The organism is Brenneria izadpanahii (assembly GCF_017569925.1).
GTDB lineage: Bacteria > Pseudomonadota > Gammaproteobacteria > Enterobacterales > Enterobacteriaceae > Brenneria > Brenneria izadpanahii.
The window spans coordinates 1,655,260-1,668,812 of record NZ_CP050854.1 but is presented as its reverse complement, the minus strand read 5'-3'; the positions used below and the strand labels follow the sequence as shown (position 1 = coordinate 1,668,812).

The following is a 13,553-nucleotide window of genomic DNA, read 5'->3' as shown; positions in this document are numbered from 1 at the left end:
CCTATAATATTAATTATTATCGGGGGAGTGTGCTTTGTTACATTAATGCCTAATTATGGATTTTATTTTACTCTCGTATGGGCTGTTATAATTTGTGTCCTGTACATACGCTACTCAAAATGGCTTTAATTTATATCCCCGTCATACTTCACGTTGCAGGTGTGTTGGTTTTATTCCTTGGCACCGCTGCCAACGGCGTTCACATAGATAGCTATGTGAATGCAGGTAAAAAATCTTTAAGTCCACATCAACTATAATGATTCCCCCGAAACAGTATGAGGAACACCTCATACTGTTTCGGATAGTAAAGCCCCGACAAAAATCAGGCCGCGCTTTCCGGGAACAGGAACGGATTGATGCTGCTGCGGGAAAAACCTTCATCCTCCATTTTCACATCCAGCACCAGCGACGCCAGATCGTCGGCCACCGCCTCGACCCGGTGATCTTTTTCCTGATACAGGATTTTCAGATAGGTGCCGCAGTTGCCGCAGCTTTCCGCTTTGATCGCCGCATTTTCGCTATCCAGCGACCAGTAGTTCAGATCGCCCGATTCCTCGCAGTTGCTGCATTTCACCCGCACCATATGCCACTCGCTTTCACACAGATTGCAGTGCAGGTAACGCAGCCCGCTGCTGGCGCCGAGCTGGACCACGCCGGATACCGGCATACTGCCGCACACCGGGCAAAACTGGCGGTGTTCGCCGGGCTCCGCGCGCGCCTTGCCGGGGATCTGGCTGGCCATCTGCGCCCAGAACAGCGACAGCGCGGCCCAGATAAACGGAGCCTTATCGTTAATTTCGGCGCTGAACTCATGGTTAAGCAGCGCGGCCGCCATGGTTTCCAGCTCTTGCGCCGACGACTTTTCCAGATTTTCCAGCGTCGCCAGCACCTGTCCGTCCGCTTCCGGTTTAAGTTCTTCGATCAGTGCGCACAGCAAGGTGTGCCAGTGGGTATCCCGGGGAAATACCGCAATATCCAGCGGAGGACGATTGCCCGCCTGTTTTAATACATCGGACAGACCCATCTGCAACGGATGGTCGTGCAGCACTTTTTGCTGGGCTTCCACCACGCTGGCGACGAACTTCAGATAATCCCCCAGCGGATGATCCTGCGCCAACTGATGCAGACGCTCGGCGCGGCTGCTGTATAAACTTTTTAAATTAGCAAAAAGCAGCGGTGGGATATGTCCCACCGATGCCGATTTTTCATTCTTTTCTAACTGTTCCTGAGGAACAATACGGATACTCATCAGGGTTGTTTTTCCTGTTGTTTACGTTGTAGCTCACGATACCAGCGCGGATGATGCTTCTTCGCCCAGGCGGCCGGCACCCAGCCTTCCACCATGGCGGTAATCGTTCCTTTCACCCACAATGCCGCATAGATATGCACCATGATAACGAGGATTAGCCCAATCGCCGACAGCGAATGAACCAGCAAAGCCAGGCGGATAACGGGAATGGGGAAGGCGTCGGCAAAATAGGGCCGCCACATGACCACGCCGCTCGCCAGTAGCAGTATCAGACTGATAATCGCTAACCAGAATACGCACTTCTGACCGAAATTATACCTGCCAGTGTCGCCGACTTCCTCATTTCTGGCGATTTTATGAATATTTTTGGCCCACTCGATGTCGTCGCGGTTAATCAGATTGTGTTTCCAGTAACGGAAAAACATCAGCAAAAAAGCCGCAAACATCACGACGCCGATAAACGGGTGCAGAATACGCGCCAGCTGCGGCGTTCCCAGAATATTCATCATCCAGTTGAGCGATGGAAAGAAAAAGCCCAGACCACTGATGGCGGCGAACACGAAACAGAAAGCCACAATCCAGTGATTAATGCGCTCCGGCGCGCTATAGCGCTGAATCCGATTACTCTTTTTCATGTTGTTTATCCTCATGATGCGCCTCATCCTCGCCCTCTTCGTCGTCTTCTTCTACGCGATTCGGACCCACGCCGACATAATGGAATACGCTGGCGGCGAATGTGGCGGCAAAACCGATGGCCGCCAGCGGTTTCCAGATCCCTTTCCAGAAAGTCACTGTCGGGCTGATGGCGGGATTATCCGGCAGGCCATGATAAAGCTGGGGCTTATCCGCATGATGTAAGACATACATGACGTGCGTGCCGCCGACGCCGGCCGGATCGTACAATCCGGCGTTATCATAGCCACGGCTGTTGAGATCGATAACGCGCTCGGCCGCCAGATCTTTCATCGCCTCTTTGGTGCCGAAATGAATAGCCCCGGTGGGGCAGGTTTTGACGCAGGCCGGCTCCTGTCCCACCGCTACGCGGTCCACGCACAGCGTGCATTTGTAGACGCGATTGTCCTCTTTATTCATGCGCGGCACGTCAAACGGACAGCCGGCGATGCAGTAGCCGCAGCCGATACAGTGCTCGGACTGAAAATCGACGATGCCGTTGGCATACTGAATAATGGCGCCTTCCGACGGACAGGCTTTCAGGCAGCCCGGATCGGCGCAGTGCATACAGCCGTCTTTGCGGATCAGCCACGACAGCTTGCCCTGCTCTTCCACTTCGGAAAAACGCATTACCGTCCAGGATTTGGCGGTTAAATCCGTCGGGTTATCGTATACGCCGACGTTATGCCCCACCTCATCGCGGATATCGTTCCATTCCGAACAGGCGACCTGACAGGCTTTACAGCCGATACAGGTGGTAACGTCTATCAGTTTGGCGACTTCCTGCTGGTGATCGCGGGCCTGCGGCGGCGGCGTCAGCGAGTTGGTGGCGGAACGACGAATAACATCTTGTGATTGCATGGCCATAATCTTTCTCCGCTACGCCTTTTCCACATTAACCAGGAACGCCTTGTATTCCGGCGTCTGGGTATTGGCATCGCCGACGTGAGGCGTCAGGATGTTAGCCAAAAACCCTTTCTGCGTGGTGCCTTCAAAGCCCCAATGACAAGGCACGCCGATGGTTTCCACCGGTTGGCCTTCGATCGTCAACGTGCGGATGCGCTTGGTGACGACCGCTTTGGCTTTGATATAGCCGCGTTTGCTGCTGAGCTTCACCATATCGCCGGCGCGGATGCCTTTCTGCTCGGCCAGCGACTCGCCGATTTCGACAAACTGTTCCGGCTGCGCGATCGCATTCAGCCGCGCATGTTTGGTCCAGTGGCGAAACAGTTCGGTAATGGAATAGGTGGTCGCCACGTAGGGGAATTCAGACGCCGAGCCCATGCGTTGCCGATCGGCGTCATACAGGCGGGCGGCCGGATTAAAGCGCGTATTCTCATGCAGCGGGCTTTTCGCCAGCGGCGATTCAACGGGCTCGTAGTGTTCCGGGAACGGGCCGTCGGTCAGCTTATCGATACTAAACAGACGCCCCATGCCTTCCGCCTGCAAAATAAAAGGCCCGACGCCGCTGCCCGGCGCGGCATTGCCGTAGTCGGGAACATCGATCCCCTGCCAGCGCTGACCGTCCCAGCGAAGGATTTCCCGTTTCGGATCCCAGGGGTTCCCCTGTTCATCGGCGGAAGCGCGGTTATACAGAATGCGGCGGTTTTGCGGCCAGGCCCAGGCCCATCCCAGCGTGCTGCCCAAACCGGACGGATCGGCGTTATCGCGCCGCGCCATCTGATTGCCCTGCTCGGTCCAGCAGCCGGTATACACCCAGCAGAAGCTGGCGGTGGTGCCGTCATCCCGCAGTTGCGAAAAGTCGGACAGCAACTGCCCTTTCTTCAGAACCAGCGCGCCCTGATCGTCGTAAATATCCGCCAGCGCGTAGCCGTTCCCTTCTCTCGCCACCTCTTCAGGCGTCGGATCTTCAGGATTAAGGTAATCCCACGCCATATTGAGAACCTGTTCAGGGTTGGCGCCCCCCTCTTTGGCGTACATTTCCCGCAGGCGCAGGAAAATCCCGGCCAGAATGACACCGTCGTGCAAGGCTTCCGCCGGCGGTTCCGCGCCTTTAAAGTGCCATTGCAGCCAGCGGCCCGAATTAACAATCGAACCGTTTTCTTCGGCAAAACAGCTGGACGGCAGACGGAAGACTTCGGTTTGAATACTGGCGCTGTCCACCTCGTTGAATTCGCCGTGGTTTTGCCAAAAATTAGAGGTTTCCGTCGCCAGCGGATCGATAATGACCAAAAACTTCAGTTTTTTCAGCGCGTCACGAGCTTTATTGGAATCGGCAAACGCGGCTATCGGGTTAAATCCCTGGGCGATATAACCGTTGACCTTGCCTTCAATCATCATCTGCGTGTAGTGCAGCGCGTCATAGCTTTGATCCCACTTGGGCAACCAGTCGAATCCCCAGTCGTTTTCTTTCTGCGCCTTATCGCCGTAAAAACTCTTCATCATGCTGATAAAGAATTTGGGCGTGTTCTTCCAGTAGTTCACCTGATCGGGAAGCAGGGCTTTCGGCGTAACCTGGCTTAAATAGTCTTGCAGCGTGGTCTGTTTTTCCGACGGTAAATCCATATAGCCCGGCAGCCGTAAAGAGAGCAGGCCGAGGTCGGTATAGCCCTGAATATTGGAGTGTCCGCGCAGGGCGTTGACGCCGCCGCCCACCATGCCGATATTGCCCAGCAGCAGCTGAATCATTCCCGCGGCGCGAATCATCTGGGAGCCGGTGGTGTGCTGCGTCCAACCGAGCGCATAGAGAAAGGTGGCGGTTCTGTCCGGCACGCAGGTCGATGCCAGAATTTCGCAGATGGTGAGAAAATCTTCCTTCGGCGTGCCGCAGATGCTGGCGACGACGTCCGGCGTATAGCGGCTGACATGCTGCTTTAGCAGATTCCATACGCACCTGGGGTGGCTCAGCGTGGCGTCGCGTTTGGCAAAGCCATTTTCATCCAGCTCATACTGCCAGGAGGCGCGCTCATATTTACGCGTCTGCGGATCATAGCCGCTGAAAATACCGTCATCAAAGGTGTAATCCTGCCGCACCAGCAGGCTGGCATTGGTATAGGACGCGACATATTCCATCTGCACTTTGTTGTTGCTGAGCAGATACTGGATCACCCCCAGCAGGAAGGCGATATCCGATCCCGCCCGGATGGGCGCGTAAAGATCGGCAACCGAAGCGGTACGATTGAAACGCGGATCGACCACGATCAGCTTGGCGCCATTTTTGATTTTGGCTTCGATCACCCATTTAAAACCAACGGGATGCGCCTCAGCGGGATTCCCCCCCATGACGATCACCACATTGGCGTTTTTAATATCAACCCAGTTATTGGTCATCGCCCCGCGGCCGAATGTCGGCGCCAGCGCCGATACGCTGGGCGCGTGGCACAGCCGCGCCTGGGTATCAATCCCCAGCATCCCCAGCGCGCGGGTAAAGCGCTGATCCAACATTCCGGTTTCATTGCTGGCGGCCGACGAACAGAGCATCCCCGTCGTCAGCCAGCGGTTAACCGTCACTCCCGCGCTGTTCTTTTCAACGAAATTGGCGTCCCGGTCGGTTTTCATCAAGCGCGCAATACGCTCGAACGCTTCCGGCCAACTGATACGCTGCCATTTATCCGAACCCGGCGCCCGGTATTCAGGATATTTAAGGCGCTGATCGCTATGGATATAATCAATCAGTCCGGCGCCTTTCGGACACAGCGAGCCGCGGCTTACCGGATGGTCCGGATCCCCTTCGATATGGAAGATCGACGGCTTGGCGTTTTTAGCGCCGTCGCCCAGGCTGTACATTAAAATTCCGCACCCGACGGAACAGTAGGTGCAGTTATTACGCGTCTCTTTCGCTCGCAATAGCTTGTATTGCCGGTTTTCCGCCAGCGCGGCCGCCGGGGAAAAACCCAGGGCGGTGACCGTGGTGCCAGCCATCCCCCCCGCGCAAATTCTAAAAAATTGTCGTCTACTGACCTGCATGGATAACTCCTCGCACCACATTGCTCACATAAAATCGTGGTGAAAATTTTCTTTCTTTTTTAATAGGAAGGAATATTTGCTAACTGAAAACCACATTAATAATAATGTATTATGCGAAGAAAAATTAAAACCTCAAATATTTATCTTATTAACAACATTTAAATCACAAAAAAAGATAAAATCGCTCACTTAATAGCCAGAAAATCAACAATTCAGAATGATATCTATTCTCATTTCGAGCCTAACGCATTGTCGCTATGTTATTTTTTATATAACGGTCATGCATCACGCTTTATTTTTCTTCATTAAATAAATAAAACGATTCGGCTATTAACCAAGACATGAAAATGGAGGGGAAATAAACAGATGCGGATTATCCATATTGAATAGCGGCGCGCTTTGCGACACTATGCGGCGAATTTTCTTTTAAGGAAAAAATATCAATCGGGAATGATCAATGATAAAGCCGCTATTACTATTGATACCGCTAACCATGCAAATCAGCGCGGCCGCCGCGGCCCAGCACGACGGCTCGCAGATCGCATCGGATAATGAAACCGGGAATGACCCGTCCTTGATGAAATCATCCGTCGAGTCTGAACTCAATACGGCCTACCGCAACGCTAAAAAACGCATCGAAGCCGCCTATAGGGCCGATGAAGATTTGGGAACGCATTATTTGCAAACGCTGCTGGACTCGCAACGCGGCTGGCTGAAATATCGTGACGGACAGTGCCGCCTGGAAGCGTTTATCGCGGAAGAGGGAACGGCGGCCAGCGCCGAGTTGACCGACAGCTGTGCGATCAGGATGGATAAGCAACGGATCGCCCAGCTAAACGCGATGCCGTATCAGTAAAATGGCATGGCTCGGTCTGTAGACGGCGGATAAAAAGCCGCCGCCTCTTCAGCTCACTCAAGCTACCGGGTAGCGTATTGCTGAATAAAATCCAGCAGAATTTTTCTGGCCCAGCGCGGTTCTTCCGTAAGCTGCGCCATCATCCGATCGACATCAAATCCTAACTGCCGCATCCGCGCTTCATTGCGCCGTAAACAGGCCGACATGATGTTCGCATTAAACTCAGGATGAAACTGTACGCTTAGCACGTTATCGCTGTAGCGGATGATCTGGCAGCGGTCAATCTGCGAACTGGCCAACACCTGCGCGCCGGCGGGCGGAACCAGCACCGACTGGCGGTGGCTAAGATAAGCCTGAAATTGTTGCGGATGCTGTTGCAGCCAACCGATGTTTTCCGCCTCGGGGTTCAATGTTACCGTTTGCAGCCCCATTTCGGCGCCGTTGGGATTATCGCCCACCGTACCGCCCAAGGCATGAGACAGCAACTGGTGTCCGTAACAAACCCCCAGCATCGGCACATCGGCGTAAAACGCTTCACGCAGCCAGCCGGCGGTATACTCGCTCCAGTCCAGCCTATCGGTCACCATCGACCAGGAACCGGAAATAATCACCGCCGATAGCCGATCGAACGGCGGCAGCGATTCCCCGATATCGGGCCGAATCACCCGCAGCTCGTGCGTTCCATCCGGCAGCGCATCCGCAAACCATTTCCCCTGCGGCCCAACCTGAGAAGCAATATCTTCCGGCGGTTCACCCATCTGAATAACCAGTAATACCTTTGTACTCATGCTCTTGCTCTACCCCACACCGATGAGTGACTAACAAAAAACCAGGCTTAAATACCCAAGAGAAACCTGTTTGTCTTTGTTATTATTAATTCAAATTAATACACATATCAATGATTTTACTTATCATTTTTTTAGGATTGAATAGCCGTCAATATCCTTAATTAAATTAGAGGTTATTTTTAAATGGATGCGCGATAAATAAATTCTTGCCAAAAGCATTTCGCACCTTTTATTTATTAGCCTGCGTTCGCCGTTAAATAGACAATAAAATAATTAAATATCCAATATCAGAAAGATATAAAACGGCAAATCTTACGCATTTATAATTAAAAGATAAGCTATTAATTGTATTGCATTTATTAATAACACATCTTTAAGATATTAAGAGATTTACCGCCATCTCATGGGGAATCAATATATCCGTGAACGGATATCAAAACATCGGGGAAGATAACAGTAAAATGAAAGCATGGATAAAGTTCTTTATCGCATGGTTATTATTAACCTATTTCAGGTCTTTTTTGTCTATTTTTCAGGGTTATCATGGCCGAAACCATCGGAAGAAATCATCAATGCGTATATCTTTTCACATGCTTCCAATCAGGAAGAAGTCGCTGATATTGAAGTGGGAGTCATTCAATTAATTTGCTTACTTCCCTGCTCCGTAATAGCCTATTTCGCTCCGGTTTATCCTGCCGACAAATCTAAAAATTCCAATCAAGGAAAATAGCGAACCGCCGTCGGCGCACCGTAGAAAATGATATCAATGGAGTACGCTATGGCATCAGCGGCAGTTCGAGATCGGGATCGATCAGACTGTAGATTTGGTTGCCGAATACCGGCTGTTGCAGCAAACGATCGACGGCCAGCGCCACATCCTGGCGGGAAACCAGCCCTAATACCGCATCCCCCTGCGTTAGCCGCGCGTTATGTGTCGCAACGACATCCAGCAGTCCGCCCGGCCGGACGATACAATAATCCAGAGTGCTGGTTTGCAGCCAGCTTTCCGCCAGCGACTTCTCCCGCACCGCAAGGCCAAAGGCGGCCTTGGCGCGCGGCGACAGCAGCGGCCATTGTTCGCCGCAGCCCATGGATGTCACCAGCAGCATACGTTTTATGCCCGCCTGTTCGGCGCCGTCAATCACCACGCGGTGCCCCAAATAATTGACGTCGCCGCCGCCCATGGTGGACACAACGATGGCATCCTTACCCGACAGCCGGCAGGCTTTCTCGACAGTCTCCGCGTCGCAGGCGTCGCCCTGCACCACGGTAATGCCCCGCGCGCGCCAGCGTTCCGTTTGTTCGGCATCGCGCAGCACCACAACCACCGGTTGCTCGCATTCAATGGCGCGCTGTAATAAACAGCCGCCGACACCCTGACCCGCACCAAAGAGTAGCCACGTCATACCTGCTCCGCTTGTAACTCAACAGCTAACGTATGGAACGCCTCAACCTGTGTCGTCAACAGTTGACGATGGCTATCCCGTCCGAGAAAGATTTTAAACATAGCATCTCCGGCGGCATTAAAAAACACCACAGACGCTGTGTCCATTCCCATGAACTTACGCTCAATGAAAGCGATATCCCGGCAGTTGGCGGCGCGAATATGCCCGCTTAGCCCATTTTTGCCGCGCAGGTTAAAGTAGCCATGACGATGCGCGCCGCTCGGCAGCTCGCTTTTAAATTCCAGAATGGCGTCCGCCGTGTGGCTGATCAACGTAACCTCGCCCCAGCCGGTAATCGCGTCCCAAACTTGGTCAAACCGCTCGCCGGAGACCAGCGTCCGCTGCGCCGCGGGTAACGCCTTAACTACATTAAGCAGCGAGGTATCATACTGACTGGCGATCTCTTCCAGCGTGCCATCCGGCTCGGTTGCCAATAATTCATTCAATGTCATGGTGAGTCTCCGGTTAGTGAGCGTGTTCTTCGGCATTCAGCTGAGGAATAATTTGTTGTAATGCCTGCATCAGGTTATTAGCCCAGAAACGGCCATCGTTGGTTAAACGCAGACAGGTAGAGTCATCGCAGGTTAGCCCGGCCTGATGCCACTGGCTCAGCAACGGCTGAAGCGCATTGGCGTGACGGGTCAACTGCGGCAATTTAACCCTTCCTACCTCGATCCCGGCCTGAAGCTGGTGTTGCCAGGAGCCGGCCGGGCTGGCCGGCGTCATCATCATGATCGGTTTTTGCCCCTGATCCAGCGTCTGGTAATAACGTTCCAGACTGCGATCCATCATATAAGCCTGACCGTTAAGATTACCGCCTGCTCCGCAGCCCATCGCCAGACAGTCGGCGCCCTGTTTTATCAGCAGGTTATACAGGTTACGTTCTCGGGTGGTTCTGGCCCAGTGGCTGTTGCTTAACTGATGCCAGCCGGCATCCGCCAAAAATGACGCGCCGCTGAGATAAAAATCACGTCGCGCGCTTACATCAGGCAAGACGACGCGCTGATTCTCGGCGGCTTTCGCCAACGGCGTGGTGGGTAATAAATTCAAAGCGTAGAGATCGACCCCATCCAGCGGCAAATTGCTGACAATATTCAGATCCTCCCGCCAGGTTTCCGGCGTTTGCCCCGGCAATCCGAACATCAGATCGCAAACCACGGCGGCCCGATCCCGCTGGCATAAACGCTCCAGAAAGCGGATCAGCTGCTGCTTGTCGGAAGTGCGCGCCATCCGTCGACGAATGCGGCTGTCAAAGGTCTGAACTCCGATGGAAAAACGGTTGGCGCCCGCATCCAGCCAGGCGTCGATGCGCTCGTCATCGAAATCCAGCGATCGGCCTTCAACCGTAATTTCGCAGTCGGGCGCTAACGGCAGCGAATCGCGAATCGTCCTGATGATCAAGGCAAGCTCTTTGGCCGCCATCGCCGTTGGCGTACCGCCGCCAAAATATACGGCGTGAATAGGCGCGGACTGATGAAGCGGGCTGTCCGCCTCCATCGCCAGCTCTTTTAACAGATAGCGGGTATAGATCTCCGTACTGTCGTCGCGCAATTTGTTCTGGTAGAAGCCGCAAAAGGTGCAATGCGTCGCGCAGAAAGGGATATGCAGATACAGCAGACGCTTGCGGGCGGGCAATGTTTGTTGCGTCAACGCCTGCCAGGCGGCAGGGATCTGTTCAGGCGATAGCGGCACATGATTGCGCCAGGGCATTGCCATACGCCGCGCGCCGAACGGCTGTTCACCGGGTTGAGCATAATAGGGCGTCAGGTCTATGTTCATTCATATACATCCCTTCAAAAGCATTATTATAAATTAGATGATAATAATTTTTATTTATCAACAAGGCTGAATAACTGGATAAGGCGCGGATTCGGTTATTTCAACGAAAACGCGGTTTATTAACCAAATCATTAACCATAAAGGAAAGAAATATTGGGAATGGTGATGAGGTTTTTCTTTAATTTTCAATATATTGAAAATCAAGGAATATCGCTGTGTTATCAAAATGATACTAAAAGGCGCATCATTAAAATTTATTCATTTACAGAAAATAGACGCCGCAGGGAAAAAGTAACGATGGTAAAAAATACCATTGATAAACAATTAATTAAAAACAAATAAGCGCCACGTTCAACCGGCGGATAATTAATTATTCTTCATGAAATGAATGACAAACGTTCCGCCGCGATCAGCGCCTGTCCCAACGCCAGTCCGCCGTCGCCGGCGGGTAGCCGTTGCGGTTGCAGCAGCGTGAATTCCGCTAGTTTGCGGCGCAGCAGTTCGGCGAGCAGGCGGTTATGCATCACGCCGCCGGACAATACCATGGTATTCACGCCATATTGCCGCGCCGCCCGCCGCGCCAGGTCGGCGAAGCCCTGAGCCAGCGCATGATGAAACGCGTAGGCTTTATCGGCTGGCGCGGCGCGATAGGCCAGCCACTGCCGCCAGAAGGTTGCCAGATCCAGCGTACCGTCAGCCAGCAGCGGCAGCGTTACCGGCGTTCGCCACGGCGGTTGACGCATAAACAGCAGGCTTTGCCAGGCCATCGATTCCAGCCAGCAGGCGGCCTCCCCTTCCCAACTTTGTTCTGGCGCGGAGAACCCGGCCGCCGCGGCGACCGCGTCGAACAAACGGCCGGCGGAGGAAGCCAATGGAGCATTGATCCCTCGCTCAATCGCTTTACTAAGTAACTTAGATGGATCCGCCGGGATGGCCGTCGCCTCCGGTAATGAGGCCCAATCGGGGACAAAACGTAGCCACTGCGCCAACAGGTTACGCCACGGCTGGCGCGCCGCCAGATCGCCGCCGGGCAAGGCGACGGCGGGTAATCCGCCAAGATGCCGGCATTGGCGATAATCCGCCAGCAAGCACTCGCCGCCCCACCACCGGCCGTCCGCGCCGAACCCGATACCGTCCAGCGCCAGCCCGATCACCGGCGCGGCGTCGCGCGGCCGCTGATGCTCCGCCAGACAAGAGACGATATGGGCGTGGTGGTGCAACACCTCGATACAGGGTATGCGCCGCTGTTCGGCCAAATCTTTTCCCAGACGATGGCTGATATAACCGGGATGCGCGTCAACCGCAATCGCCGTGGGCGTAAAGCGGTAAATATCCTCAAACAATGTTATTGCCTGGCGGTATTGCTGTTCGATATCGCTGTCAGCCAGATCGCCCAGATGCTGGCTGACGATGGCATGTTCATCACGCAGCAGGCAAAAGGCGTTTTTTAAGTCCGCCCCCATCGCCAGCAGCGCGGGCTGTTTGGCGAATCCCGGCGGCACTGGCAGCGCATCCGGCACGTAGCCGCGCGCGCGGCGCAGCATCTCCGCCCTGTTGTTATGAAACCTGACCAGCGAATCGTCGGCGCGTTGCACAATGTCCCGATCGTGCATTAACCACAGATCGGCAATGCCGGCAAGTTGCTCCATCGCCTGCGCATTGGTCAATGCCGGCGGTTTGCCGTTGGCATTACCTGAAGTCATCACCAGCGGACGCGCCACGCATGCCATTAACAAGTGTTGCAGCGGGTTGGCGGGCAGCATCAGTCCGACTTCAGACAAACCGGGTGCGATCGCCTCAGATAGCGGACCATCCTGACGCTGCGGCAGCAGCACAATCGGCGCCGCCGTACTTTTCAATAATCGCAGCGCGGCGGGAATATCCGCGACGGTAGCGCATTGCCCAAGCCAGCCGGCATCCGGCAACATCACCGCCAGCGGCTTGCCGGGCCGACGCTTGCGCCGCCGCAGGCGCTGTACGGCCTGCGTATTGGTGGCGTCGCAGGCCAGATGAAAACCGCCGATGCCTTTAATGGCGACGATTTTCCCGGCCAGCAGCGCACAAGCGGCCTGACGAATCGCCTCATCCCCTTCGGCCTGCCGCGCCGACGACTCATCTTCCAGCCAGACCTGCGGACCGCACTGCGGGCACGCATTAGGCTGCGCATGGAAGCGGCGATCGGCGGGATGTTGATACTCAGTCAGGCACTGCGGACACAACGGGAAAGCCGCCATCGAGGTAAACGGACGGTCATAAGGCATTTGGCGGATAATGGTGAAACGCGGGCCGCAGTGGGTGCAGTTGATAAACGGATAGTGATAACGGCGATTAGCCGGATCGTTCAGCTCGCGCAGACATTCTTCACAGGTTGCGGCATCCGGCACCACCTGCGTATCCATCCGCCCCGCTCCGCTATGTTCGATAACAAATGAGGAAGGTGCGGACGGCCACCGCCACGGCTCACAGGTCATACTGTCAATATGCGCCAGCGGCGGGCACAAGGCGGGCAGTTCAGCAATAAAGCGATCGATGTTTTCCGACGGGTAGAGGCGGATCAGCACCCCGGCGCCGTCATTGCTGACGCTGCCGCATAGCTCCAGCTTATGAGCCAGTTGCCAGACATAAGGCCGGAACCCCACTCCCTGCACTTTGCCTTTTACCCGGATCTGAATGCCGTTATTGTTCACGCTCACGTGGGGGATATCCTTGCCTGTTTAGACCGATCGCTGTTTAGACAGGTTTCTATGTAAGTTCAGCGCAATTTTTAACGCGAAGGAAAAACCGCAAATAAAACAAAACATCATTATCTATAGTGAGTCACCAAATAACACTTAATT

At 54.1% G+C, this 13,553-nt stretch carries 11 protein-coding genes; 2 read left to right on the top strand and 9 right to left on the bottom strand.

Translation table 11 applies throughout. From position 1 onward, the window contains the following. Window positions 1–322 precede the first annotated feature (322 nt). Genes fdhE through fdnG form a run of 4 tightly spaced genes read right to left on the bottom strand, consistent with a single transcriptional unit; the run spans window position 323 to window position 5,848 of the window. Window positions 323–1,249, bottom strand: a complete 927-nt coding sequence (gene fdhE, locus HC231_RS07405) for a formate dehydrogenase accessory protein FdhE (protein ID WP_208230416.1) — start codon at window positions 1,247–1,249, stop codon at window positions 323–325. Beyond that, window positions 1,249–1,884: a formate dehydrogenase cytochrome b556 subunit gene (gene fdoI / locus HC231_RS07400; protein ID WP_208230415.1), complete on the bottom strand. Its 636-nt coding sequence runs from the start codon at window positions 1,882–1,884 to the stop codon at window positions 1,249–1,251. The genes fdhE and fdoI overlap by 1 nt, the downstream gene beginning before the upstream one ends. Continuing rightward, on the bottom strand, window positions 1,871–2,788 hold the full coding sequence (gene fdxH / locus HC231_RS07395) for a formate dehydrogenase subunit beta (RefSeq protein ID WP_208230414.1): 918 nt from the start codon (window positions 2,786–2,788) through the stop codon (window positions 1,871–1,873). The genes fdoI and fdxH overlap by 14 nt, the downstream gene beginning before the upstream one ends. 12 nt (window positions 2,789–2,800) lie before the next feature. Then, a complete protein-coding gene (gene fdnG, locus HC231_RS07390) occupies window positions 2,801–5,848 on the bottom strand; it encodes a formate dehydrogenase-N subunit alpha (RefSeq protein WP_208230413.1) in 3,048 nt (1,015 codons plus the stop codon). A 457-nt stretch (window positions 5,849–6,305) separates the two neighbouring features. Here fdnG and HC231_RS07385 point away from each other — a divergent pair, with 457 nt between their 5' ends. Further along, a complete protein-coding gene (locus HC231_RS07385; protein ID WP_208230412.1) occupies window positions 6,306–6,704 on the top strand; it encodes a lysozyme inhibitor LprI family protein in 399 nt (132 codons plus the stop codon). A gap of 62 nt (window positions 6,705–6,766) precedes the next feature. Here HC231_RS07385 and HC231_RS07380 read toward each other — a convergent pair whose 3' ends face one another. Next, the gene (locus HC231_RS07380) at window positions 6,767–7,492 is read right to left on the bottom strand and encodes a glutamine amidotransferase (protein WP_208230411.1); all 726 of its coding nucleotides are present in this window, start codon (window positions 7,490–7,492) and stop codon (window positions 6,767–6,769) included. A gap of 469 nt (window positions 7,493–7,961) precedes the next feature. Between HC231_RS07380 and HC231_RS07375 the strand changes: the two genes are divergently transcribed. Continuing rightward, window positions 7,962–8,222, top strand: coding sequence for a hypothetical protein (locus HC231_RS07375; protein WP_208230410.1), 261 nt, complete (start codon window positions 7,962–7,964; stop codon window positions 8,220–8,222). A 46-nt stretch (window positions 8,223–8,268) separates the two neighbouring features. On the opposite strand, the gene HC231_RS07370 is transcribed toward HC231_RS07375, so the two are convergent. From HC231_RS07370 to hypF, 4 genes are all read right to left on the bottom strand, one after another. Then, window positions 8,269–8,898: an SDR family oxidoreductase gene (locus HC231_RS07370; protein WP_208230409.1), complete on the bottom strand. Its 630-nt coding sequence runs from the start codon at window positions 8,896–8,898 to the stop codon at window positions 8,269–8,271. After that, the gene (gene hutX, locus HC231_RS07365) at window positions 8,895–9,389 is read right to left on the bottom strand and encodes a heme utilization cystosolic carrier protein HutX (RefSeq protein ID WP_208230408.1); all 495 of its coding nucleotides are present in this window, start codon (window positions 9,387–9,389) and stop codon (window positions 8,895–8,897) included. Before hutX ends, HC231_RS07370 begins: the two co-directional genes overlap by 4 nt. A gap of 13 nt (window positions 9,390–9,402) precedes the next feature. Continuing rightward, window positions 9,403–10,716 carry a heme anaerobic degradation radical SAM methyltransferase ChuW/HutW gene (gene hutW / locus HC231_RS07360; protein WP_208230407.1) on the bottom strand — a complete coding sequence of 438 codons (1,314 nt, stop codon included), beginning with the start codon at window positions 10,714–10,716 and terminating at the stop codon, window positions 9,403–9,405. Between the two features lie 377 nt (window positions 10,717–11,093). After that, entirely contained in the window at window positions 11,094–13,403 is a 2,310-nt protein-coding gene (hypF, locus tag HC231_RS07355; protein WP_208231248.1) for a carbamoyltransferase HypF, read from the bottom strand. Window positions 13,404–13,553: the final 150 nt, after the last annotated feature.

Bases quoted from the DNA above. Each gene is read 5' to 3' on its own strand.
- hutW (WP_208230407.1), bottom strand. From the start codon at position 10,716: ATGAACATAGACCTGACGCCCTATTATGCTCAACCCGGTGAACAGCCG.
- hutX (WP_208230408.1), bottom strand. From the start codon at position 9,389: ATGACATTGAATGAATTATTGGCAACCGAGCCGGATGGCACGCTGGAA.
- HC231_RS07375 (WP_208230410.1), top strand. From the start codon at position 7,962: ATGGATAAAGTTCTTTATCGCATGGTTATTATTAACCTATTTCAGGTC.
- HC231_RS07370 (WP_208230409.1), bottom strand. From the start codon at position 8,898: ATGACGTGGCTACTCTTTGGTGCGGGTCAGGGTGTCGGCGGCTGTTTA.
- fdoI (WP_208230415.1), bottom strand. From the start codon at position 1,884: ATGAAAAAGAGTAATCGGATTCAGCGCTATAGCGCGCCGGAGCGCATT.
- HC231_RS07385 (WP_208230412.1), top strand. From the start codon at position 6,306: ATGATAAAGCCGCTATTACTATTGATACCGCTAACCATGCAAATCAGC.
- fdxH (WP_208230414.1), bottom strand. From the start codon at position 2,788: ATGGCCATGCAATCACAAGATGTTATTCGTCGTTCCGCCACCAACTCG.
- fdhE (WP_208230416.1), bottom strand. From the start codon at position 1,249: ATGAGTATCCGTATTGTTCCTCAGGAACAGTTAGAAAAGAATGAAAAA.
- HC231_RS07380 (WP_208230411.1), bottom strand. From the start codon at position 7,492: ATGAGTACAAAGGTATTACTGGTTATTCAGATGGGTGAACCGCCGGAA.
- fdnG (WP_208230413.1), bottom strand. From the start codon at position 5,848: ATGCAGGTCAGTAGACGACAATTTTTTAGAATTTGCGCGGGGGGGATG.